The sequence below is a fragment of the Rhizobium sp. PRIMUS64 genome (assembly GCF_023006465.1).
Taxonomy (GTDB): Bacteria; Pseudomonadota; Alphaproteobacteria; order Rhizobiales; family Rhizobiaceae; genus Rhizobium; species Rhizobium leguminosarum.
Window position 1 is genome coordinate 17,322 of sequence record NZ_JALBGX010000064.1, and the last position, 22,328, is coordinate 39,649.

Consider the following 22,328-nt stretch of genomic DNA (forward strand, 5'->3'; position numbering starts at 1 on the left):
TCAAGCGGGTGCGTCTCTATTCAGATATTCGGGGGACGGTTGAGGGTCGGCAGTTCGCCAAGGGTCGTCCGGTCGTCGATGAACTGCCGGATCGAGGTTACGACCGGTCCGCCGACATCCTGGCCTTCACAAATAATGCCGAGCCCGCCACAGAAATCCTTGCAGCATTCTTGCTTGACGGGCTTCGATACGCCATCGGCGTCACCGCTGGCCTCGCCTTGGGAGTGGCCATGGGCAGCCATCTTCGTCATGTCATGGCCATCGTGATGCTGCATGGCATCGGTTTCTGACACGGCCGCTGCCATTTCGGGGAACGAGGAGCCATGCATGGCGGCGCTGGCGTTCGACAGCGAGTACCCCGCCAGTGATACGATTATCACCAGCCGCATCATCACGAGCAGCCTGCTCATTGCGATTCGGTACATCTTGCCCATGCTCCTCGAACTACATGCAAAGCAGCTCGATTTCAATTGCAACTCACCTGTCGTCAATGTTCGAGTCCTTTATGTGGCACGAACATCATCCCGTTCACGATCCCTGTGTTCGCCGCCAAGACCGGCCGCTATGTTGTGCTGACGCTGGCCACTCTAGAAATTCTCGGCTGACCGCTTCCGGCGCGAGAACACCATGCGGTCGACCGTCTCGTCGCGGGCGACGAGCGTGTGCCAGGCCGCTGCGGCGAGGTGCAGCGCGACCATCGCCAGGATAATCTTCGACCCGATCACGTGATACGGCGCGATGGCGAACGAGAGATAGCTCGCGACGAACCCCATGCAGGCCTGTCCGATGATTGCGGCGTAGAAGCCGTAGTGAAGCGCCTTCGCGGCTCGCCCGGCCCATGAATTCGGCCCGCTGGTTTCGGGCGGTTGAAGGAGACGAAGAACCAGCCGCACGCCCATCAGCAGGCCGATCACCATTCCTGCATAGTTGTGAAGCTGGTGCTGGACGACGTCCCAATAGGACGGTGTGAGACCCATGTGGACGGCGTGGTGGGTTCTCTCGATGCTGCCGCCGGTCAGATACTGAACCGGCACCATGAAGGCGACGAGCCAGTGGAGTCCTATCTGGGCGCGCGAGTAGCCACTCTTCATCGATCCTCTCCGAGCGAGAGGCGCAGACTAACCGGCGGCAGTTAATGCTTTCTCATCGCTCGGTTGCAAAATCGCCGATTGGAATCTGGGAATGCGCCCGCCGCCTGACGGGCGCGCATCCGCCCTCTTGCTGCCCAGATAAAGACGGATATCCGGTCACGGCATCGGATATCCGTGCAGCATCATGGTCACCAAATCCAGACGGCTTCGTCGATGAGATTAACAGCTGACACCAGCAAATTCGGACTGTTTGCCTTCATGGCGGCGGTCCTGATGACGGCGGCCATGGTTTCCGCCGAGGAGGACATCGTCGCCATTCGGCAGGCGGACATGAAAGCCATGGCCGCAGCGGCAAAGACGATCTCCGGCATGTTCAAGGATTCGACGACCTACAAGGCCGGCGAGTTCCAATGGGCGGCCGACACCATCCGCGACAAGTCTGGAGGCGTTCTCTCTGCACATTTCGCGTCTGCGGCCGACAGTCGGCAGTCGAAGGCCGGGCCGAACATCCTTAAGGAGCGCGACCGGTTCGACCGCATCGCCAACGACCTGCGCGACTACGCCGTCGCGCTGGATGCCGCCGCGCAAAAGAACCCCGGGCCGATGACTGCCAGCATGCGCATGAAGCCCGGAGAGGCTATGGGTGGTGGTCCTTTCGGCACTCACGTCCGCAACGAGCACGAGCTGTCGGCGATGCCGGCGGAACACGCGTTCCACCTCATGCTGCAGACCTGCGCGACCTGCCACACCCGGTTCAGGATGGAATGACGGCGGCCACTCGCGGTTGGAATGTCTGCCCTATTGACGCGTCTACGCGCAACACGCCCGAATATTCATTGAGGAAAGATTGGCCTCCAACGGCGGTCGCCCCATTGTCGTCGCGCCGGTCGAAAACAGCAGGATGAGGAAACGAACCGGGCGGGTAGGGAGCTCGCCTGCCATTGCGTTGGCCACCGGGAGAAAGCGGAAAAATCCCGATGTTCTCCAGCACCGCCGCGTCCGCTTGGCGCGGCCCGCAACCTCGATCAAAAAATGCGCGTGTCGGCGAAAAGGTTCCAGGAAAACAACCGCATCCGTTCATGCCTGAAGCCTCAATGCGGCTTGCGGGCTCTTTCCAAATCGACGGGTCGCTCTAGCTTAAAGGATACCTGACGAAAAGGAGAAAACCATGACCGACGCACCGAATACGGCGACCCCGGCGCGGAGAGTGTTGCGTGGCCGCCCCTATAGCATCGGCGAATTTGCCAGGAAATATCGGCTCGACGACAAGGAGGCAAAGCGCCTCTACGAGAAGTTCGGCCCGTCCGCCACCGAACTTGACCTGTTGATGGCGGCAAAGCGGCGCCCACCGGGCCTGCCGACCAATCTCGACGCCTGACGGGCGCTATGGGGATGCGAACCGGAAGCTGCCTCTGCGGGGCGGTCGCCTACAGGGTGGAAGGCGAGCCGCTTCGCACCGGCCTCTGCCACTGCGCCGATTGCCGCAAATCGAGCGGCTCCGCCTTCGTCTTCTTCGCGGTCTGGCCGCGTCAGGCTTTCTCCCACAGCGGCGAGATCGCCACCTTCGCCGGCCGCAGCTTTTGCCCCGTCTGCGGCGGCAGGCTTTTCTGCCTCCGGGAAGATGAGGCGGAAATCCGCTTGGGGTCCCTAGACACTCCACCGACCGACCTTGCGCCTAGCTATGAGGTCTGGATCAAGCGGCGTGAACCGTGGTTGCATCCGTTGCCCGGCGCTGCCCAATTTGCCGAGGATGCGAACTGACCGGCGCTAAAGCGCGTCGCGATCGAGCTTGCCGCGCTTTAGATCTTTGATTTTCCGCATGTCGTGATCGCAAAACCGCTGCACAGTTTTGCGCGACATGCTCAGTCGCACCGAAACTTGACTTTCCTTACCAATATTTCATTTCACCCATCTGCAATTCCGTGCCAGTTCGGCGGCAGTGCTAATCGCCGGTTCATCTGCGTTGTGATTATTTTGCCGCAGAGGCCGCAAGCGGCCACTGACTGATTGAGGACGACATGAACAAAATCGTAAGCGGCAGCGAAACCGGAGCAAAGACAGGCGCAGCGTCCGATCTCGCCGCAGTCCTTGCGGCATCGGGACGGCAGGGCAAGCGCAGCCGCTGGCGCGGACGCCTGATCATCCTGCTGATCCTCATCGCTGCTGCCGCAGTCGCCGTTTATTTCTACATGGGTCGTGGGCAAAGCGAATTGAGCTATGACACCCAGCCAGCAAAAAGCGGCGACCTGACGGTGCTGGTCACCGCCACCGGCTCCGTCCAGCCGACCGAGCAGGTGGATATATCGAGCGAGCTTTCCGGCACGGTTCGCGACGTCAACGTCGATTACAACAGCACGGTCAAATCAGGCGAAGTGCTCGCTCTCCTCGATACCAATAAGCTCGAGGCGGATGTGAAGAGTTCGCGCGCCAAGCTCAATTCGGCCAAGGCGAACGTCGTCAAGGCCAATGCCGATATGCAATCGGCAGGCACCTCGCTCGAGCGGTTGAAGAGCCTGGTCAGGAGCAACGTCTCCACCCAGCAGAGCCTCGACGACGCCAGCTACAAATATGATTCCGCCGTCGCCGCCAAACAGATCAATGAGGCCGAGGTCCTTGCCTCGGAGGCCGACCTGCAGCTTGCCGAAGTCAATCTCGCCAAGGCGAAGATCATCTCGCCGATCGACGGCGTCATCCTCACCCGCTCCGTCAATCCGGGCGCCACGGTCGCAGCCTCGCTTTCGGCGCCGATCCTTTTCACCATTGCCGGCGACCTGAAGAAGATGGAGTTGCAGGTCGATGTCGACGAGGCCGATGTCGGCCAGATCGCTGTCGGCCAGAAGGCGAAATTCACAGTCGACGCCTATCCCGACCGGAGCTTTCCCGCCGAGATCGAGCAGATCCGCTTCGCCTCCGAAGTGGTCAACAATGTCGTGACCTATAAGGCAGTTCTATCCGTGGACAATGCCGATCTGCTGTTGCGCCCCGGCATGACGGCGACGGCCGACGTCACCGTCGAGGCCGTCAAGGATACGCTGATGGTGCCGAACGCTGCGCTGCGCTACGCCCCGGCGCAGGCGGAAAGGCGCGGCCGCGGCATTTTCGGAATCTTCGGCCCGCCACGCCAGCGCAACAACAATGCCGGCCCGGCGCTGAAGGGCGCTGAGCGCCGTGTCTGGGTGCTGCGCAACGGTCGCCCGGCGCCTGTTGTCATCCAGGTCGGCTCATCCGACGGCCAGTTCACCCAGGTCGTCTCCGGCGACATCAAGGAAAACGACGCACTGGTGACCGACGCCACGACGCGTGCGAACTAGGCGGAGAGACGGATGGCAAGCCCGCCGCTCATCGAATTCAGACAGGTCTCGAAAATCTACGGCGAGGGCGAGGCGGCGATCCGCGCGCTCGACCACGTCGATCTTGCGATCAACGCCCATGAATTCGTCGCGATCATGGGGCCGTCTGGCTCCGGCAAATCGACGGCGATGAACATTCTCGGCTGCCTCGACGTGCCGAGCGCCGGCGACTACATCTTCGAAGGCATTCCGACCAGCGGCTTCGACCGCAGCCAGTTGACGCTGCTGCGCCGCCATATGCTCGGCTTCGTCTTCCAGGGCTTCAACCTCCTGTCGCGCACCTCGGCCGTCGAAAATGTCGAGCTGCCGCTGATCTATCGCGGCATGGCGGTGCGCGAGCGGCGCGAGCGGGCCCGAGAAGCCCTGGCGCTGGTCGGCCTCACCGGGCGCGAACATCACAAGTCACAGGAACTGTCCGGCGGCCAGCAGCAGCGAGTCGCCATCGCCCGCGCCATCGTCACCGAGCCGGCATTGCTCCTCGCCGATGAACCCACAGGTAATCTCGACACCAGGACCAGCGTCGAGATCATGGATCTGATGACGCGGCTGAACCGCGAGCAGGGCATCACCATCGTCATGGTCACCCATGAGCCCGATATCGCCGCCTATGCCCAGCGGCTGCTGCGTTTCGTCGACGGCAAGCTGGAGACGGAAGTCGAGCACCGGAGGAGGGCGGATCATGTTCTTTGAGACGCTGAAGCTGGCGCTGCGGGCCATCAGCCGCAACATGCTGCGCTCGTTCCTGACCGTGCTTGGTGTCGTCATCGGCGTTGCCGCCGTCATCGCGCTGGTGACGATCGGCAACGGCACGACTGCACAGGTCTCGACCGAGCTGTCGCGGCTCGGCACCAACATGCTGTTCGTCCGCCCCGGCCAGTTCGGCCCCGGCCGGGCGAGCTCCGAGGCCAAGCGCTTCAGCGTCAAGGACGTCGCGGCTATCCGCGACCAGATCGGCGGCCTCAGGGCCGTGGCGCCGCTCAACCAGTCCACAGCGACCGTCATTTTCGGCGGCCAGAACCATTCGACCAGCGTCTCCGGTACCACGAATGACTATTTCATCGCACAGGACTGGAATCTGGCGCTCGGCCGCAATTTCCTGCCCGCCGAGGAACGCGGCCAGGCGCGCTGCATCATCGGCGAAACGGTGCGCTCGCAGCTCTTCGGCAGCGCCGACCCTACAGGCCAGCAGATCCGCGTCGGCAAGGTCTCATGCCCCGTCATCGGCGTGCTTGCCAAGCGCGGCCAGTCCGGCATGGGCAACGACCAGGACGATGTCGTCATCATGCCGGTCAAGGTGTTTCAGCGGCGCATCAGCGGCAACAGCAACGTGCCGCAGATCATCATCTCGGCGCGCGACGGCGTCTCCACAGCCAAGGTGCAGTCCGATGTCGAAAATCTCCTGCGCGAGCGCCGCAAGATCGTGCCCGGCCGCCAGGACGATTTCAACGTCAACGACATGACGCAGATCGCCGAGGCGATGACCGGCACGACGACGCTGCTGACCGGCCTGCTCGGCGCCGTCGCCGCGATCAGCCTGCTCGTCGGCGGCATCGGCATCATGAACATCATGCTGGTCTCCGTCACCGAGCGCACCCGCGAAATCGGCATCCGCCTGGCGATCGGCGCGCTCGAAAACCAGGTGCTCACCCAGTTCCTGGTCGAAGCGGTGGCGCTGTCGCTGTTCGGCGGCATCACCGGCATCGTGCTCGGCTTGAGCCTAGGCTTCGGCGCCGTGACGCTCCTGAAAGTGCCCTTCGTCTTCAGTCCGCTGATGGTCGCCGTCGCCTTCCTGTTCTCCGCGGCGATCGGCATGATCTTCGGCTATTTCCCGGCGAGAAGGGCAGCGCAGTTGAACCCCATCGAGGCGCTGCGGCACGAATAAATGCGCCGTGGCAAAACGCATGATGTCTCTCTATTCCTGTTAATCGAACGCAAGCGCTATCGGAGGCTGGCATCATGCCGCTCAACAGACTGGTGATCTACGCTGGGAATGTCGAGGAAACGGCGCGGTTCTATGAGAAGCACTTCGGTTTCAAGGCGACCAGCCTGCCTGGCGACAGGATCATTGAACTCATTGCTCAGGACGGTGGTGCGAATATCATGCTGCATCGGGCCGCCAAGGGGCAGCGGAGCGGTCAATCCATCGTCAAGCTGGTCTTCGACGTAGAGGATGTCGAGGACTTTTGCAGGCGATGCGCGGAGAATGGGCTGGAGTTCGGTGCCATCCATAAAGCTGACGGTTATTTGTTCGCCAATGCAAAAGACCCGTGTCAAAATACGATCTCGGTTTCCAGCCGGGCGTTCCGCAAGCGGTGATCTGCCGGCCTGATGACGCAGCCGACGCGAAATGCCTCTGTAAATCGGGGCGGGTGAGCCTTCACGGCGCTGACGTCAATGCCTCGCCGGTTTTCAGCAGCCTCGCCTTTGTTATCTATCTGTCTCTATTCTGATATTCAGTGCCGCCTTGTCTTCGGTTTTCGACCGTGCGACAATGTGATATATCAGATTTGGCGACGGAGCTCCGTATTGCAGACTTCACAAAGCCATCTTGCCTATCTCGCGCTGGAGCATCTGATCGTGACGCTGGCGCTGAAGCCCGGCGCGCTGGTCACCGAAAAGCAGCTGATCGATATGGCGGGCCATGGGCGTACGCCGGTGCGCGAGGCGATTCAGAAGCTTGCCTGGCAGGGGTTGATCCTGGTCAAGCCGCGCGTTGGGCTGCAGGTCGCCGAGATTGCGCCCGAGGATCACGGCAATGTCATGCAGGTGCGCCGCGAGCTGGAGCCGATCGCGGCGAGCCTTGTCGCCGAACATGCGACCGACGAGCAGCGCGCGCGTCTCATCGACTGCGCCCGCGCGATGGAGGAATGCGCCGTCACCGGCGATCTCGGCGGCTTCTTCGCTGCCGACAAGGCCTTCGACGAAATCCTTGAAGATGCCTGCCCGAACGGCTTCATCACGGCAGCACTCGGCCCGGTGCAGACGCATTCACGTCGCCTCTGGTACTCCACCGCAAGCCCGGAGCGCACGGATCGCGCCATCGCGCTGCACGTCGCCGTCATCCGCGCCATCCATCAGGGCAGGCCGGATGAGGCGCGCGCCGCCATGGCGGTGCTGATCGATTACCTCAGCCAGACATAGAAACGGCTCCGTTTCCGGAGCCGCCACAGGTCTGATTGTCAGAATGCTTCAGCCGACGAAAGCGCGCTCGATGACGAATTCGGCGGGCTTGCTGTTGGCGCCTTCATCGAGGCCGGCCTTTTCGAGCAGTTCCTTGGTATCCTTCAGCATGGCCGAGGAACCGCAGATCATGCCGCGGTCGATTTCCGGATCGAGCGGCGGCACGCCGAGATCGGTGAACAGCTTGCCGGAGGAGATCAGGTCGGTGATGCGGCCGCGATATTCGAAATCCTCGCGCGTGACCGTCGGATAGTGGCGCAGCTTGTCGCCGACGACTTCCTTCAGTAGCTCGTCATTCTGAATCTCGTGCACGAGGTCGAAGCCATATTTCAGCTCGGCGACATCACGTGTCGTATGGGTGAGGATGACTTCCTCGAACTTCTCATAGGTCTCGGGGTCGCGGATCAGGCTGGCGAAAGGCGCAATGCCCGTTCCCGTCGAGAACATGTAGAGACGACGGCCGGGCGTCAGCGCGTCGAGCACCAGCGTGCCCGTCGGCTTCTTGCGCATCAGCACCTGGTCGCCCGGCTTGATCGCCTGCAGATGTGAGGTGAGCGGACCGTCCGGCACCTTGATCGAGAAGAATTCAAGCTCTTCGGCCCAGGCGGGGCTGGCGATCGAATAGGCGCGGAAGACCGGTTTGCCCTCGACCATCAGGCCGATCATCGCGAATTCGCCGGAACGGAAACGGAAGCCCTGCGGCCGGGTCATCGTGAAGCGGAAGAGCCGGTCCGTATAGTGCGTGACATCGAGCACCGTCTCGGCATAGACGCCGGCGGGGATGGACAAGGCGAAGTCTTCGGTCATTGCAGGCGCGTTCATTTCGGTAGCGGATCCCGTTTCGTCGGATGAACAGTCGGATGCGAGCGAGATATTACAAATCGGGCCGGAATTAAAGGCATTCCATTCCACGCGACGCTTCTAAAGGGAAATATGCATGTCATCGTCAGGATTCAATGGCTGGCGGGGAATGTCGTATTTCCCGCTGGCGAAGCCCGGCAAAGGATGCATATTAGAGCAGCACGCCGGAAACGGATGCCGGTTTTCGGCAAAAATGGTGCGACAACAAAGACCTACGGCGTCGAACCCGATTCAGCAACAGGGTTCGGCGATGGTGGCGAAAAAAAGATGCTTGCCGGGGCGAGCGCGATAGGGCGGTCGGGGGAATATGAAGATTTTCAACTACAAGCGTGTTCCTTACGCGGAGATGCGCGCCTTTTCCGTCCATATCCTGACGGCATCCGGCTCCTTCCTTGCCTTTCTCGGCGTCGTTGCCGCCGCCGAACACCGCTTCATCGACATGTTCTGGTGGCTGGGCCTCGCCCTTCTGGTTGACGGCATAGACGGGCCGATCGCCCGCAAGGTGCGCGTCAAGGAAGTGCTGCCGAACTGGTCGGGCGATACGCTCGACAATATCATCGATTACGTCACCTATGTGCTTCTGCCGGCCTTCGCGCTCTATCAGAGTGGCATGATCGGCGAGCCCTGGTCCTTCGTCGCCGCCGGCATGATCGTCGTCTCCAGCGCCATCTACTATGCCGATATGGGCATGAAGACGGACGAGTATTTCTTCTCCGGCTTCCCTGTCGTCTGGAACATGATCGTCTTCACGCTGTTCGTCATCGATGCGAGCGCCACGACGGCGCTCACTGTTGTCATCGTCTCGGTGGTGCTGACCTTCCTGCCGATCAATTTCCTCCACCCGGTCCGGGTCAAAAGGCTGCGCCCGCTCAACCTCGGCGTCTTTTTCCTGTGGTCGGCGCTGGGGATTTTTTCGCTGCTGATGCATTTCGACACGCCCGAATGGGCGCTCATTCTCTTTATCGTGACCGGAATCTATCTTTACGTCATCGGCGCGGTGTTGCAATTCTTCCCCGCCCTTGGACGCGAAGCTTAGGATAGGCAGATGACCAAAACGCAGGCGGTTTCATTTTCGAGGACGGGCGGGCCGGAGGTTTTCGACTATGTCGAGATCGATCTTCCGCCACCCTCGGCGGGCGAAGTGCAGATCAGGCAGGCGGCGGTCGGGCTCAATTTCATCGACGTCTATTTCCGCAACGGCACCTACAAGACCCCGCATTTGCCCTTCGTCACCGGCAAGGAGGGCGCCGGTACCGTGACAGCGGTTGGCCCCGGCGTCGAGGATTTCAAGGTCGGCGACCGCGTCGCCTATGCCGGCGCCGACGGCGCCTATAGCGCCGAACGCAATATCGAGACGCGGCACCTGGTGCTTGTGCCTGACGGCATAGAGCTCGAAACGGCAGCGGCGATGATGCTGAAGGGCATGACCGCCGAATATCTCTTGAACCGCACCTTCAAGGTCGGCCCACAGACGGTCCTGCTGTTTCACGCCGCTGCCGGCGGCGTCGGCCTGATCGCCGGCCAATGGGCAAAGGCGCTCGGCGCCACCGTCATCGGCACGGCGGGCTCTGAAGACAAGATCGAGCTGGCGCTCGCCCATGGCTACGACCATGTGATCAACTACAAGAGCGAAGATTTCGTCGGCCGTGTCCGCGAAATCACCGGCGGCAAGGGCGTGGATGTCGTCTACGATTCGATCGGCCGCGATACTTTTCCACAGTCACTTGACTGCCTGAAGCCGCGCGGCCTTTTTGCCTCCTTCGGCCAATCCTCCGGGCCGATCGAGAATTTCACCCTTGCGGCACTGGCGCAGAAGGGATCGCTCTTTGCGACGCGGCCAACGCTCTTCACCTACATCGCCGCGCGCCAGGAACTGATCGACAGTGCGAAAGCGCTATTTGATATTGTGCAAAGCAACAAAGTGCGTATCAATATCAATCAAACCTATCCGTTACGTGAGGTTGGGCAGGCTCACGCGGATCTGGAAACAAGAAAAACAACAGGAACGACGCTGCTGATTCCATGAGATCCGAACGGACCGGTTGGCAGAAGAAATGAGGGGAACGTGTCGCCATTGAATGTGCCGGATTCCGGTGCGTTATTATCGGTTCAGAAGCTGACGAAGTTCTTCGGAAGCTTTGCAGCCTGCAATGAAATCGATCTCGATATAGCGCCGGGCGAAATTCATGCGCTTCTCGGCGAAAACGGTGCAGGCAAATCCACCCTGGTGAAGATGCTGTTCGGCGTTCTCGAGCCGACGGGCGGGCATATCCTCTGGCAGGGCCAGCCGGTTGCGATCGCCTCGCCGGGGGAGGCCCGCAAGCTCGGCATCGGCATGGTCTTCCAGCATTTCTCGCTGTTCGAGGCGCTGACGGTTGCCGAAAACATCGCCCTGTCGCTCGATGACGCTATCCCAATCGACAAAATCGCCGAGGAGGCGAGGGCGCTGTCGGTCGCCTACGGCCTGCCGCTCGATCCGCATGCCCATGTCGCCGATCTCTCGGTCGGCGAACGCCAGCGCATCGAGATCGTCCGCGCACTGCTGCAGAACCCGAAACTCATTATCCTCGACGAGCCGACCTCGGTGCTGACGCCGCAGGAGGCCGACAAGCTGTTCGAGACGCTGTTCAAGCTGCGCGCCGAGGGGCGTTCGGTTCTTTATATCAGCCACCGCCTGGAGGAGGTGCAGCGCATCTGCGATCGCGCCACCGTGCTGCGCCATGGCCGTGTGACCGGCGCCTGCGATCCCAAGCATGAAACGCCGGCCTCGCTCGCCCGCATGATGGTCGGCAGCGAGGTGGCGACCGTGACGCATCCGGAGCGCAGCGACAAGGGCGAGGTGCAGCTTGCCGTTGCCAACCTTTCCGTCGCAGCCCGCACGCCCTTCGCTATGCCGCTGCGCGATGTGTCGATGGCGGTGCGCTCGGGCGAGATCCTCGCCATCGCCGGTGTCGCGGGCAATGGGCAGAGTGAACTCTTCGACGCTCTGTCCGGCGAATATCCGGTTGCTTCGGCCGAGGCGATCGTCATCCGCAAAAAGCACGTGGGCAATCAGGGCATTACCGCTCGCCGTCTTCTCGGCGCCGGCTTCGTGCCGGAGGAGCGCCACGGCCATGCCGCCGTCTCCGCCATGAAATTGTCCGACAATCTCGTCCTTGCCCGCAGCCAGTCGGACCGCAAGGCGTTCCTGGGCCTGCTCGGCATCATCCGCCATGCGGCGGTGAAATCTGCCGCAAGGCGCATCTCCGAGGCCATGGATGTCCGCAAGAGCGGCGATGATCCGGCCGCCGGCTCCCTGTCCGGGGGGAATCTGCAGAAGTTCATCGTCGGCCGCGAGCTCGACCGCCAGCCCGCAGTACTCGTCGTCAACCAGCCGACCTGGGGCGTCGATGCCGGGGCTGCAAGCCGCATTCGCCAGGCGCTCGTCGATCTCGCAAGAGCTGGTTCGGCTGTCGTCGTCATCAGCCAGGATCTCGACGAGATCTTCGAAGTGGCGACCGATATTGCCGTCATCTGCGAAGGCCGTCTTTCCCACCCGTTTCCGGCCGGCGAACTGACGCGGGAAAGGATCGGACTGCTGATGGGCGGCCTGCACGAGAGCAGCTCTCGCCCGGAGGCGCCCCATGCGCATTGAACTTGAAAAACGGCCCGACGTCTCGAAGCTCTTCGCCTTCGTCTCGCCGCTGCTTGCCCTTGTCCTGACGCTGGTATTCGGCGCCATCATGTTCGCCATGCTCGGCAAGGACCCGGTCGAGGCACTCGACGCCTTCTTCATCGAGCCGCTGCTCGAGGTCTGGTCGCTGCACGAGCTGGCGATCAAGGCCGGGCCCCTGATCCTGATCGCCGTCGGCCTGGCCGTCTGTTATCGCTCGAACAATTGGAATATCGGCGCCGAAGGCCAGTTCACCATCGGCGCCATCACCGGCTCCTATCTGCCGATCGTCTTTTACGACTGGCATTCGCCGCTCGTGCTGCCGCTGATGCTGATCCTTGGTGCGCTCGGCGGTGCGCTTTTCGCCGCCATTCCGGCGCTGCTGAAGGCGCATTTCAATACCAACGAGATCCTGACGTCGTTAATGCTGGTCTATATCGCCCAGCTCTTCCTTGACTGGCTGATCCGCGGCGCCTGGCGCGATCCGAAGGGCTTCAACTTTCCAGTCTCGCGCGATTTCGCACCGGAAGCGGTGCTGCCGGCGATCTGGGAGGAATCGGGCCGGGCCCATTGGGCCTTCATCTTCGCCATTGTCGCCGCAATCGGCGTCTGGTTCATGTTGCGCTATACGCTGAAAGGCTTTGAGATCGTCGTGCTCGGCCAATCGGAGCGGGCAGGGCGCTTTGCCGGTTTCTCCTCCAAGAAGATGATCTGGTTCAGCTTTCTCTTTTCGGGCGCGCTTGCCGGGCTTGCCGGCATCAGCGAGGTTTCCGGCTCGATCGGCCATTTGCAGCCGGCGATCTCGCCGGGCTACGGCTTCACCGCCATCATCGTCGCCTTCCTCGGCCGCCTCAATCCGCTCGGCATCATCGCATCCGGCCTGGTGCTGGCGTTGACCTATCTCGGTGGCGAGGCAGCACAGCTTTCGCTCGGCGTTTCCGACAAGGTCACCCGCGTCTTCCAGGGTCTGCTGCTCTTCTTCGTGCTCTCCTGTGATACGCTGATCTATTACAAAATCCGCATTGTCTGGTCGCGGCTAAGGGGCAGGGCGGCATGAGCATCTTCGAAGCCATTCTGCTGACGGTCATCACCGCCTCCACACCGCTCGTCATCGCAGCACTCGGTGAACTGGTGACCGAGCGCTCCGGCGTTCTCAATCTCGGTGTCGAAGGCATGATGATCATGGGTGCGGTCGGCGCCTTTGCTGCGGCACAGCTCACCGGTTCGGCCTATATCGGCATTGTCGGGGGCATCGTCAGCGGTGCGCTGTTTTCCTGGCTCTTCGCCTTCCTGACGTTGACGCTCGTCGCCAATCAGGTGGCAACAGGCCTTGCGCTGACGATCCTCGGCCTCGGCGCTTCCGGCATGCTCGGCGAAGCCTTCGTCGGCGCCCCCGGCATCCGGCTGCTGCCGATCGAAATCCCGGTACTTTCAGCCATTCCCTATATCGGGACGGTCCTCTTCAAGCAGGATCTGATCTTCTACCTGTCGATCCTGCTCGTCATCGCCGTCAACTGGTTCCTGTTCAGGAGCCGCACCGGCCTGAAGATCCGCGCCATCGGCGATAATCACGCCTCCGCACATGCGCTCGGCATCAATGTCATCCGCATGCGCTACCTCGCCGTGATGTTCGGCGGCGCCTGCTCGGGCCTTGCCGGCGCGCAGCTATCGCTGATCTATACGCCGCAATGGACCGAGAACATGTCGGGCGGGCGCGGCTGGATCGCACTCGCGCTTGTGGTCTTCGCCTCCTGGCGGCCGTGGCGTCTGCTGGCTGGTGGTTATCTCTTCGGCGCGGTGACGATCCTTCAGTTGCATGCGCAAGCCTTCGGTATCGGCATTCCCTCGCAGTTCCTATCGATGCTGCCCTACGCGGCGACGGTTGTGGTCCTCATCATCATCTCGCATAATCGACGCACGACGTTGATCAATACGCCGGCATCGCTCGGCAAGGCCTTTGTGCCCGACCGGTGAGCAACAACAAAAAGACGGGTTTCGAAACTTCCAACCAACAGGGATCAAAATGAAAAAACTAGCACTTGCTCTCGCAGCAACCGCTGCCCTCGTCCTGAGCATCGGCTCGGCCGCCGAGGCCGCCGACAAGACCAAGGTCTGCTTCGTCTATGTCGGCACCCGCACCGACGGCGGCTGGACGCAGGCCCATGAGAACGGCCGCCTCCAGGTCGAGAAGGAATTCGGTGACAAGATCGAGACGCCCTACCTCGAAAGCGTCCCGGAAGGCCCGGATGCGGAACGCGCCATTGAGCGCATGGCCCGCTCCGGCTGCTCGCTGATCTTCACCACGTCTTTCGGCTACATGGACGCCACCGTTGCCGTCGCCAAGAAATTCCCGAAGGTGAAGTTCGAGCATGCGACCGGTTTCAAGGCCGCCGACAACGTCGCGACTTACAATTCGCGCTTCTATGAAGGTCGCTATATCAGCGGCATCATCGCCGGCAAGCTCTCGAAAACCGGTACGGCAGGCTATATCGCCACCTTCCCGATCCCTGAGGTGGTGATGGGCATCAATGCCTTCGAAGCCGGTGCCAAGTCGGTCAACCCGAACTTCAAGATGAAGGTCATCTGGGTCAATACCTGGTTCGATCCGGGCAAGGAAGCTGACGCCGCCAAGGCGCTGATCGACCAGGGCGTCGATATCCTCGCCCAGCACACCGACACCACGGCTCCGATGCAGGTCGCCGAACAACGCGGCGTCAAGGCATTCGGCCAAGCTTCCGACATGATCAAGGCCGGCCCGAATGTCCAGCTGACTGCGATCATCGACACCTGGGGCAATTACTACTCCAAGCGCGTCAAGGCGCTTCTCGACGGCACCTGGAAGTCCGAGCAGAGCTGGGACGGCCTGAAGGACGGCATCTTGACGATGGCGCCTTATACCAACATGCCCGACGACGTGAAGAAACTCGCCTCGGAAACCGAAGCCAAGATCAAATCAGGCGAGCTGCATCCCTTTACCGGCCCGATCAACAAGCAGGACGGCACGCCCTGGCTGAAGGCCGGTGAAAAGGCCGATGACGGCACGTTGCTCGGCATGAACTTCTACATCGAAGGCGTCGACGACCAGCTGCCGGCGCAGTAAGCCATCTCCAATTCGCAGATGCGAAGAGCGCCCCTGTGGGCGCTCTTTTTTTTGCTGCAATGCATCCCAAGATTCCGATTTACAAAAGTAATACTATATGATTTTTTGACCCTGCGCCGCGAGATGCGGCATTGGGAGGAAATCATGAAATTGAAGACTGCACTTTTGAGTGCCACGATTCTGGCTGCCTGCATGTTCGGTTCGGCTTCGGCCGCCGGCCTCACTGTCGGCTTCTCGCAGATCGGCTCGGAATCGGGCTGGCGTGCGGCTGAAACGACCGTGACCAAGGAGCAGGCCAAGAAGCGCGGCATCGATCTGAAGTTTGCCGATGCGCAGCAGAAGCAGGAAAACCAGATCAAGGCTTTGCGCTCCTTCATTGCTCAGGGCGTCGATGCCATTCTCATTGCTCCGGTCGTCGAAACCGGCTGGGACGACGTTCTCAAGGAAGCCAAGGAAGCCAAGATCCCGGTCATCCTTCTCGACCGTACCATCAAGGCTCCCGACGATCTCTACCTGACGGCGGTTACGTCGGACCTGGTCCATGAAGGCAAGGTCGCAGGCGACTTCTTGGTCAAGACCGTCGGCGACAAGAAGTGCAATGTCGTTGAGCTTCAGGGCACCACCGGCTCGTCGCCGGCCATCGCCCGCAAGAAGGGCTTCGAAGAGGCGCTTGCCGGCCACGACAACCTCAAGATCGTTCGCAGCCAGACCGGTGACTTCACCCGCACCAAGGGCAAGGAAGTCATGGAAAGCTTCCTGAAGGCCGAGAATGGCGGCAAGGATATCTGCGCTCTCTACGCCCATAACGACGACATGGCCGTCGGCGCCATCCAGGCGATCAAGGAAGCTGGCCTGAAGCCTGGCAAGGATATCCTCGTCGTCTCCATCGACGCCGTGCCCGATATCTTCAAGGCGATGTCCGAAGGCGAGGCCAATGCCACGGTCGAGCTGACACCGAACATGGCAGGTCCGGCCTTCGATGCGCTCGAAGCCTATCTGAAGGACAAGAAGGCTCCGGCCAAGTGGATCCAGACTGAGTCGAAGCTCTACACGCCTGCCGACGAACCGATGAAGGTCTACGAAGAGAAGAAGGGTCAGGGCTACTGATCTGATGTGACACCGCTGCATAATTCCTTAAATCGGAACTCGATTTCGGGATAAAATCATGCAGCAATTCAAAGCGCTACAGCGTCCTTATGCGTCTCGAAAGACACAGGCGGCGCTGTAGAACCGCACCGGCCCGTCATGGACCGGTGCGGAACTGCCTTTGCCGCCTTGGGACGTCATGTCCGGCCGCGGCGCGGCTTTTGCCGTCAATATCAGGAAAACAGACCCTTATGATTCACGATTTCGAGAACGTTCTCGCGGCCTCCGGAATATCGAAATTCTTTCCCGGCGCAGTGGCGCTGGATAAGGTCGATTTCACGCTCCGCAGAGGCGAGGTGCACGCATTGCTGGGGGAGAACGGTGCCGGCAAGTCGACGCTGATCAAGTGCATCACCGGCGCCTATCATCGTGACGAGGGCAGCCTGACGTTGGACGGCCAGGAAATCAATCCCGCCAATACGCTCGCCGCCCAGAAGCTCGGTATCGGCACGGTCTATCAGGAGGTCAATCTCCTTTCCAATCTGAGCGTCGCCGAAAACCTCTTTCTCGGACGCCAGCCAAGGCGGTTCGGCATGACCGACGTGCGTTCGATGAACCGCAAGGCACGCGATCTGCTCGCCGGCTATGGCGTCGATATCGACGTCACCGCCGAACTTGGCCGTTTCTCTGTCGCCGTCCAGCAGGTGGTTGCCATCGCCCGTGCCGTTGATCTTTCAGGCAAGGTGCTGATCCTCGATGAGCCCACGGCAAGTCTCGACAATCAGGAGGTGGCGCTGCTCTTCCGCATCATCGAAGACCTCAAGAAGCGCGGCCTGGGCATCGTCTTCATCACCCATTTTCTCGAGCAGGTCTATGCGATCAGCGACCGCATTACCGTGCTGCGCAACGGCAAGCTCGTCGGCACCCGCGAGGTCGCCGATCTGCCGCGCCAGGGCCTGATCGCCATGATGCTCGGTCGCGAACTGGCGCATGTCGAGGAGACGGTCAAGCAGCACAGCCTTGCGGCAGGCGAGGTCCGATATCGTTTCGCAGGCTACGGCAAACGCGGCAAGGTCAAACCATTCGACCTTGAGGTGCGCGCCGGAGAGGTGGTCGGTGTTGCCGGGTTGCTCGGCTCCGGCCGCACCGAAACCGCCGAACTGCTTTTCGGCATCGAGCATGCCGACAGCGGCAGCGCCACGATCGACGGCCAGCCGGTCACGCTTTCGAGCCCGCGCGCCGCGATCGCAAAGGGTTTCGGCTTCTGCCCCGAGGACCGCAAGACCGATGGCATCATCGGCGACCTGTCGATCAGGGAGAACATCGCACTTGCGCTGCAGGCTCGCCGCGGCTGGACGCGGCCTCTCTCGCGCGCCGAGCAGAACACGCTTGCCGACCGCTACATCAAGGCGTTTGATATCCGCACCACCGATCGCGAGAAGCCTATCCGGCTGCTCTCCGGCGGCAATCAGCAGAAGGCGATCCTCGCCCGCTGGCTGGCGACCAATCCCAAGTTTCTGATCCTCGACGAGCCGACCCGCGGCATCGATGTCGGCGCCCATGCCGAGATCATTCGACTCATCGAAGAGCTCTGTGCCGGCGGCATGTCGCTGATCGTGATTTCCTCGGAACTTGAAGAGCTTGTCGCCTATAGTTCACGTGTCATTGTACTTCGCGACAGACAGCATATCGCTGAACTGACAGGCGAGCGTATCACCGCTGCCGGCATCGTCGAAGCCATTGCCGCCGCCGAACACAAGATGGAGGATGCATGAGGTCCTCCCTGAAAGCGCTGGCATATCGCCTGGCGCCGCAATTGATTGCGCTCGTTGTCATTCTTTTGTTGAATTTCATCACGTCACCGCAGTTTTTTAATGTCGTGGTTCAGAATGACCGGCTCTATGGCAACCTGATCGATGTGCTGAATCGCGGTGCGCCGGTGGCGCTGCTGGCGATCGGCATGACGCTGGTCATTGCCACCAAGGGCATCGACCTGTCCGTCGGTGCGGTCATCGCGATCTGCGGCGCCGTCGCCGCATCGTCGATTGTTTCAGGAAATTCAGTTTCTTATACCATTATCCTGACACTTGCGATTGGGCTTGCCTGCGGCGTCTGGAACGGGTTCCTGGTGGCAGTCCTCAATATCCAGCCGATCATCGCCACGCTGGTGCTAATGGTGGCCGGCCGCGGCATCGCCCAGTTGATCACCGAAGGCGCCATCCTGACCTTCAACGATGACGGGCTGACCTTCTTCGGCAGCGGTTCGCTGCTGCTCCTGCCGATGCCTGTCGTCATCTGGCTTCTCGTCGGCCTGCTCGTCATCCTGCTTGTCCGCCGCACTGCGCTCGGCATGCTGATCGAGGCCGTCGGTATCAATCGCCGCGCCAGCACGCTCTCCGGCATTCAAACGCCGGTGCTGCTGATGGCGGTCTATATGCTGAGCGGGATCTGCGCCTCGATTGCGGGCATCATCGTTGCAGCCGACATCAAGGGCGCTGATGCCAACAATGCCGGCCTATGGCTGGAACTCGACGCGATCCTGGCCGTCGTCGTCGGCGGCAATTCGCTGCTCGGCGGCCGCTTCAGCATTCTCGGATCGCTGATCGGCGCGATGATCATCCAGGCCGTGAATACCGGCATCCTGTCCGCCGGCTTCCCGCCTGAATTCAACCTGATCATCAAGGCCGTCATCATTATCGTCATCCTCGTCATCCAATCGCCGGCGGTACAATCGCTCGCCATCTTCGCCAGCCGCCGGCAGGGCGGAAGGGAGCAGCCGAAATGAACTCCAAATACCTGCCGCTGCTTGCGACCATCGTCATCTTCGTGCTCGCCTATGCCGGCTGCGCGCTGCAATATCCGAACATTCTGTCGACGCGCGTCATCGGCAATCTTTTGACCGACAACGCCTTTCTCGGCATCGCCGCCGTCGGCATGACCTTCGTCATCATTTCGGGCGGCATCGATCTGTCGATCGGCTCGGTCATTGCCTTTACGGGCGTGTTCCTCGCGGTGATCCTGCAGAAAACCGCGATCCATCCGCTGCTCGCCTTTGCGATCGTGCTCGTCATCACCACCGCCTTCGGCGCCATCATGGGCGCGATCATCCACTATCTCGAAATGCCGGCCTTCATCGTCACGCTTGCTGGCATGTTCCTGGCACGCGGCATGGCCTTCGTGCTCTCGATCGACAGCATTCCGATCGATCACGAATATTATTCGACGCTGACGAGCCTCTATTACCGTCTGCCCGGCGGCGGGCGGCTGACGCTGATCGGCGGCATCATGCTTCTGGTCTTTGCGGTCGGCATCTTCATCGCCCAGCGCACCCGCTTCGGCACCAACGTCTATGCACTCGGCGGCGGCACGCAGACGGCGCGGCTGATGGGCGTGCCGGTCGGACGCACGACAATCCAGATCTATGCGCTGTCGGGCTTTCTTGCAGGCCTATCCGGGATCGTTTTTTCGCTGTACACCTCTGCCGGATATTCTCTTGCAGCAGTCGGCGTCGAACTCGATGCCATCGCGGCGGTGGTCATTGGAGGGACGCTGCTGACCGGAGGAGCGGGATTCGTGGCGGGAACCTTGATCGGTATCCTGATCCAGGGGCTCATTCAGACTTACATCACCTTCGACGGTACGCTGTCGAGCTGGTGGACCAAGATCCTGATTGGCCTTCTGCTATTTGCATTCATCCTGATGCAGAAAGCCATCCTGTTCGTTTCCAGTCTGAACAAGAGGTACGCCTGAGGGGGAGACGGATCGCTTGCGCTACAAATTGGACGAGACACGCAAGACGGGGCGCAGAACCCGGACGAGCCACGCCCAGGTCGTCGACGAACTCGGCAAGGCGATCGTCGCCGGCACCTATCCCGTTGGCTCGATCCTGCCAGGTGACACGGAACTGGCGCAGCGTTTCAAAGTGTCCCGCACCGTCTTGCGTGAGACGATGAAGACGCTTGCCGCCAAGGGCATGGTCGTCGCTAAGGCGCGGGTCGGCACGCGTGTGACCGAGAAGAACCTCTGGAACATGTTCGACAGCGAGATCATTGCCTGGCACTTCGATAATGGTGTGACCGAAGAGTTTCTGCTGCAGCTCTACGATATTCGACTCGCCTTCGAACCCTTCGCCGCCGGTCTCGTCGCCGAGCGGGCGAATGCCGAGGATATCGAGATGCTGCGTGGGCTGGCGCTCGAGATGGCCGCGGCCGGTCATACGGCCGACAGCCTCGCACTCGCCGACCTTCGTTTTCACCTCGCGATCGCCGAAGCCTCGCACAATCCCTTCATGCGGACGCTCGGCAGCCTCATCGAAGCGGCTCTCGTCGGCATGTTCCGCATAAGCACGCCGCCAACCGAAAACGGCTTCGCCAATATCGCCGACACCCATATGCGCATCGTCGATGCGATCGTTTCCGGCGATAACGCCGCCGCGCGCCGCGCGATGGAGGACGTCATCCTGGATGGCCGCGTTCATGTGCACGAAGCCTTCGTGGCCCGCGGTTCCGACGCCGTCACAGGGCCGATTTCGGCCGCAATTTCACCTTTGTGAAGGCTTTGCTTATCGATAGCGCCGCGCGTCTTTTCGAGAACCGCAAAGAACGCTGCAGCACTTTGAATGGCTGCATAATTTATCCTTAAATCGATTCCGATTTAGGGAATTTTGCAGTATGAGGCGATAAAGCCGCCTCATGGCGCGGATTCGCGGAGCAAATCATGGAACGCACTTGTCTTGCCGTCATCCTTGCCGCCGGTGACAGCACGCGGATGAAATCCTCGAAATCGAAGGTGCTGCATCCGGTCGCCGGACGGCCGATGATCGCCCATGTGGTCGAGGCGGTCGCCTCCGCCGGCATCTCGTCCGTCGCCCTTGTCGTCGGCCGTGACGCCGAGGACGTGGCGAAGGCCGCAAGCATCGACGGCGTCGGCATCGAATCCTATCTGCAGAAGGAACGCCTCGGCACCGGCCACGCGGTGCTGGCGGCGCGCGAAGCGATCGCCAACGGTTACGACGATATCCTCGTCACCTATGGCGACGTGCCGCTCCAGACCGACGGGCCGCTCAAAGCCGCCCGCCAGGGCCTTGCCGATGGCAGCGATGTCGTCGTCATCGGCTTCCACACCGACCGCCCGACCGGCTACGGCCGCCTGCTCGTCAAAGACGGCGAACTCATCGCCATCCGCGAGGAGAAGGACGCGACCGATGCCGAGCGCACCGTCACCTGGTGCAACAGCGGGCTGATGGCGATCAACGGCAGAAAGGCGCTCGATCTTCTCACGCGCATCGGCAATGCCAATGCCAAGGGTGAATTCTATCTGACCGATCTCGTCGAGATCGCCCGTTCGCTCGGCGGACGCGTCACCGCCGTCGATGCTCCCGAGATCGAGATGACCGGCTGCAACACCCGTGCCGAGCTCGCCGTCATCGAGCGTTTCTGGCAGGAGCGCCGCCGCCACGAGATGATGCTGGCCGGCGTCACCATGATCGCGCCGGAAACGGTTTTTCTGTCCTACGATACCGTCATCGGCCAGGATGCGCTGATCGAGCCGAACGTCGTCTTCGGTCCCGGCGCGGTGATCGACAGCGGCGCCGTCATTCATGCTTTCTCGCATATCGAAGGCGCCCATGTCAGCCAGGGTGCGACCGTCGGCCCCTTCGCCCGGCTGCGGCCGGGTGCCGATCTCGCCAACGGCGCGAAGGTCGGCAATTTCTGCGAGGTCAAGAACGGCCGGCTGGGCGAGGGCGCCAAGGTCAACCACCTGACTTACATCGGCGATGCCGTCATCGGCGCCGGCAGCAATATTGGCGCCGGCACGATCACCTGCAACTATGACGGCGTCAACAAGAGCGAGACGGTGATCGGCGAAAACGCCTTCATCGGTTCCAATTCCTCGCTGGTCGCGCCGGTGACGATCGGCGACGGCGCCTATATCGGCTCCGGGAGTGTCATCACCGTCAATGTGCCGGCCGGCGCGCTGGCGCTCGGCCGCGCCCGGCAAGAGATCAA

Annotated in this window: 23 protein-coding genes; 20 read left to right on the top strand and 3 right to left on the bottom strand. The window is 61.4% G+C overall.

Going from position 1 to position 22,328, the window contains the following annotated elements; all coding sequences use genetic code 11:
- Positions 1 to 20: 20 nt before the first annotated feature.
- A complete protein-coding gene (locus MOV76_RS23045; RefSeq protein ID WP_210068083.1) occupies positions 21 to 434 on the bottom strand; it encodes a hypothetical protein in 414 nt (137 codons plus the stop codon).
- 153 nt (positions 435 to 587) lie between these two features.
- Positions 588 to 1,091 carry a cytochrome b gene (locus MOV76_RS23050; protein ID WP_247265360.1) on the bottom strand — a complete coding sequence of 168 codons (504 nt, stop codon included), beginning with the start codon at positions 1,089 to 1,091 and terminating at the stop codon, positions 588 to 590.
- Between the two features lie 213 nt (positions 1,092 to 1,304).
- On the opposite strand from MOV76_RS23050, the gene MOV76_RS23055 reads away from it, so the two are divergent.
- The 8 genes from MOV76_RS23055 (at position 1,305) to MOV76_RS23090 (ending at position 7,582) form a co-directional block, all read left to right on the top strand.
- Positions 1,305 to 1,859 (top strand): cytochrome c, encoded by a 555-nt coding sequence (locus MOV76_RS23055; RefSeq protein ID WP_247265361.1) that lies wholly within the window; start codon positions 1,305 to 1,307, stop codon positions 1,857 to 1,859.
- A 400-nt stretch (positions 1,860 to 2,259) separates the two neighbouring features.
- On the top strand, positions 2,260 to 2,469 hold the full coding sequence (locus MOV76_RS23060) for a hypothetical protein (protein WP_018241980.1): 210 nt from the start codon (positions 2,260 to 2,262) through the stop codon (positions 2,467 to 2,469).
- Between the two features lie 8 nt (positions 2,470 to 2,477).
- Complete coding sequence (locus tag MOV76_RS23065; RefSeq protein WP_247265362.1) at positions 2,478 to 2,852, top strand: GFA family protein; 375 nt, start codon at positions 2,478 to 2,480, stop codon at positions 2,850 to 2,852.
- Between the two features lie 257 nt (positions 2,853 to 3,109).
- Positions 3,110 to 4,402: an efflux RND transporter periplasmic adaptor subunit gene (locus MOV76_RS23070; protein WP_247265363.1), complete on the top strand. Its 1,293-nt coding sequence runs from the start codon at positions 3,110 to 3,112 to the stop codon at positions 4,400 to 4,402.
- A gap of 12 nt (positions 4,403 to 4,414) precedes the next feature.
- Positions 4,415 to 5,131, top strand: a complete 717-nt coding sequence (locus MOV76_RS23075) for an ABC transporter ATP-binding protein (RefSeq protein WP_247265364.1) — start codon at positions 4,415 to 4,417, stop codon at positions 5,129 to 5,131.
- Positions 5,121 to 6,323: an ABC transporter permease gene (locus MOV76_RS23080; RefSeq protein ID WP_003559312.1), complete on the top strand. Its 1,203-nt coding sequence runs from the start codon at positions 5,121 to 5,123 to the stop codon at positions 6,321 to 6,323. Before MOV76_RS23075 ends, MOV76_RS23080 begins: the two co-directional genes overlap by 11 nt.
- Positions 6,324 to 6,397: 74 nt before the next feature.
- On the top strand, positions 6,398 to 6,757 hold the full coding sequence (locus tag MOV76_RS23085; RefSeq protein ID WP_247265365.1) for a VOC family protein: 360 nt from the start codon (positions 6,398 to 6,400) through the stop codon (positions 6,755 to 6,757).
- A gap of 210 nt (positions 6,758 to 6,967) precedes the next feature.
- Positions 6,968 to 7,582: a GntR family transcriptional regulator gene (locus MOV76_RS23090; RefSeq protein ID WP_247265366.1), complete on the top strand. Its 615-nt coding sequence runs from the start codon at positions 6,968 to 6,970 to the stop codon at positions 7,580 to 7,582.
- A gap of 48 nt (positions 7,583 to 7,630) precedes the next feature.
- Here the strand turns inward: MOV76_RS23090 and MOV76_RS23095 are convergent, their stop codons facing one another.
- The gene (locus MOV76_RS23095) at positions 7,631 to 8,443 is read right to left on the bottom strand and encodes a ferredoxin--NADP reductase (RefSeq protein ID WP_247265367.1); all 813 of its coding nucleotides are present in this window, start codon (positions 8,441 to 8,443) and stop codon (positions 7,631 to 7,633) included.
- 346 nt (positions 8,444 to 8,789) lie between these two features.
- Between MOV76_RS23095 and pcsA the strand changes: the two genes are divergently transcribed.
- From pcsA to glmU, 12 genes are all read left to right on the top strand, one after another.
- A complete protein-coding gene (pcsA, locus tag MOV76_RS23100; RefSeq protein WP_018069600.1) occupies positions 8,790 to 9,518 on the top strand; it encodes a phosphatidylcholine synthase in 729 nt (242 codons plus the stop codon).
- A 9-nt stretch (positions 9,519 to 9,527) separates the two neighbouring features.
- Positions 9,528 to 10,508 (top strand): quinone oxidoreductase, encoded by a 981-nt coding sequence (locus MOV76_RS23105; RefSeq protein ID WP_018445375.1) that lies wholly within the window; start codon positions 9,528 to 9,530, stop codon positions 10,506 to 10,508.
- A gap of 39 nt (positions 10,509 to 10,547) precedes the next feature.
- On the top strand, positions 10,548 to 12,116 hold the full coding sequence (locus MOV76_RS23110) for an ABC transporter ATP-binding protein (protein WP_032998294.1): 1,569 nt from the start codon (positions 10,548 to 10,550) through the stop codon (positions 12,114 to 12,116).
- Positions 12,106 to 13,191, top strand: a complete 1,086-nt coding sequence (locus tag MOV76_RS23115; protein ID WP_018445373.1) for an ABC transporter permease — start codon at positions 12,106 to 12,108, stop codon at positions 13,189 to 13,191. Before MOV76_RS23110 ends, MOV76_RS23115 begins: the two co-directional genes overlap by 11 nt.
- The gene (locus MOV76_RS23120; protein WP_018241991.1) at positions 13,188 to 14,108 is read left to right on the top strand and encodes an ABC transporter permease; all 921 of its coding nucleotides are present in this window, start codon (positions 13,188 to 13,190) and stop codon (positions 14,106 to 14,108) included. The genes MOV76_RS23115 and MOV76_RS23120 overlap by 4 nt, the downstream gene beginning before the upstream one ends.
- Positions 14,109 to 14,157: 49 nt before the next feature.
- Positions 14,158 to 15,234: a BMP family ABC transporter substrate-binding protein gene (locus tag MOV76_RS23125; protein WP_247265368.1), complete on the top strand. Its 1,077-nt coding sequence runs from the start codon at positions 14,158 to 14,160 to the stop codon at positions 15,232 to 15,234.
- Positions 15,235 to 15,378: 144 nt separating this feature from the next.
- Positions 15,379 to 16,341, top strand: coding sequence for a galactofuranose ABC transporter, galactofuranose-binding protein YtfQ (gene ytfQ, locus MOV76_RS23130; protein WP_003559333.1), 963 nt, complete (start codon positions 15,379 to 15,381; stop codon positions 16,339 to 16,341).
- Positions 16,342 to 16,571: 230 nt separating this feature from the next.
- Positions 16,572 to 18,095, top strand: coding sequence for a galactofuranose ABC transporter, ATP-binding protein YtfR (gene ytfR / locus MOV76_RS23135; RefSeq protein ID WP_247265369.1), 1,524 nt, complete (start codon positions 16,572 to 16,574; stop codon positions 18,093 to 18,095).
- The gene (locus MOV76_RS23140) at positions 18,092 to 19,105 is read left to right on the top strand and encodes an ABC transporter permease (protein ID WP_027684734.1); all 1,014 of its coding nucleotides are present in this window, start codon (positions 18,092 to 18,094) and stop codon (positions 19,103 to 19,105) included. The genes ytfR and MOV76_RS23140 overlap by 4 nt, the downstream gene beginning before the upstream one ends.
- Positions 19,102 to 20,070, top strand: a complete 969-nt coding sequence (gene yjfF, locus MOV76_RS23145) for a galactofuranose ABC transporter, permease protein YjfF (protein ID WP_027684733.1) — start codon at positions 19,102 to 19,104, stop codon at positions 20,068 to 20,070. The genes MOV76_RS23140 and yjfF overlap by 4 nt, the downstream gene beginning before the upstream one ends.
- 16 nt (positions 20,071 to 20,086) lie before the next feature.
- Positions 20,087 to 20,872, top strand: coding sequence for a FadR/GntR family transcriptional regulator (locus tag MOV76_RS23150; RefSeq protein WP_018241996.1), 786 nt, complete (start codon positions 20,087 to 20,089; stop codon positions 20,870 to 20,872).
- Positions 20,873 to 21,036: 164 nt separating this feature from the next.
- On the top strand, positions 21,037 to 22,328 hold a 1,292-nt coding region (gene glmU / locus MOV76_RS23155; protein WP_247265370.1), incomplete at its 3' end, for a bifunctional UDP-N-acetylglucosamine diphosphorylase/glucosamine-1-phosphate N-acetyltransferase GlmU.

Bases quoted from the DNA above. Each gene is read 5' to 3' on its own strand.
- MOV76_RS23045 (WP_210068083.1), bottom strand. From the start codon at position 434: ATGGGCAAGATGTACCGAATCGCAATGAGCAGGCTGCTCGTGATGATG.
- MOV76_RS23050 (WP_247265360.1), bottom strand. From the start codon at position 1,091: ATGAAGAGTGGCTACTCGCGCGCCCAGATAGGACTCCACTGGCTCGTC.
- MOV76_RS23055 (WP_247265361.1), top strand. From the start codon at position 1,305: ATGAGATTAACAGCTGACACCAGCAAATTCGGACTGTTTGCCTTCATG.
- MOV76_RS23060 (WP_018241980.1), top strand. From the start codon at position 2,260: ATGACCGACGCACCGAATACGGCGACCCCGGCGCGGAGAGTGTTGCGT.
- MOV76_RS23065 (WP_247265362.1), top strand. From the start codon at position 2,478: ATGGGGATGCGAACCGGAAGCTGCCTCTGCGGGGCGGTCGCCTACAGG.
- MOV76_RS23070 (WP_247265363.1), top strand. From the start codon at position 3,110: ATGAACAAAATCGTAAGCGGCAGCGAAACCGGAGCAAAGACAGGCGCA.
- MOV76_RS23075 (WP_247265364.1), top strand. From the start codon at position 4,415: ATGGCAAGCCCGCCGCTCATCGAATTCAGACAGGTCTCGAAAATCTAC.
- MOV76_RS23080 (WP_003559312.1), top strand. From the start codon at position 5,121: ATGTTCTTTGAGACGCTGAAGCTGGCGCTGCGGGCCATCAGCCGCAAC.
- MOV76_RS23085 (WP_247265365.1), top strand. From the start codon at position 6,398: ATGCCGCTCAACAGACTGGTGATCTACGCTGGGAATGTCGAGGAAACG.
- MOV76_RS23095 (WP_247265367.1), bottom strand. From the start codon at position 8,443: ATGAACGCGCCTGCAATGACCGAAGACTTCGCCTTGTCCATCCCCGCC.
- pcsA (WP_018069600.1), top strand. From the start codon at position 8,790: ATGAAGATTTTCAACTACAAGCGTGTTCCTTACGCGGAGATGCGCGCC.
- MOV76_RS23105 (WP_018445375.1), top strand. From the start codon at position 9,528: ATGACCAAAACGCAGGCGGTTTCATTTTCGAGGACGGGCGGGCCGGAG.
- MOV76_RS23115 (WP_018445373.1), top strand. From the start codon at position 12,106: ATGCGCATTGAACTTGAAAAACGGCCCGACGTCTCGAAGCTCTTCGCC.
- MOV76_RS23120 (WP_018241991.1), top strand. From the start codon at position 13,188: ATGAGCATCTTCGAAGCCATTCTGCTGACGGTCATCACCGCCTCCACA.
- MOV76_RS23125 (WP_247265368.1), top strand. From the start codon at position 14,158: ATGAAAAAACTAGCACTTGCTCTCGCAGCAACCGCTGCCCTCGTCCTG.
- ytfQ (WP_003559333.1), top strand. From the start codon at position 15,379: ATGAAATTGAAGACTGCACTTTTGAGTGCCACGATTCTGGCTGCCTGC.
- ytfR (WP_247265369.1), top strand. From the start codon at position 16,572: ATGATTCACGATTTCGAGAACGTTCTCGCGGCCTCCGGAATATCGAAA.
- MOV76_RS23140 (WP_027684734.1), top strand. From the start codon at position 18,092: ATGAGGTCCTCCCTGAAAGCGCTGGCATATCGCCTGGCGCCGCAATTG.
- yjfF (WP_027684733.1), top strand. From the start codon at position 19,102: ATGAACTCCAAATACCTGCCGCTGCTTGCGACCATCGTCATCTTCGTG.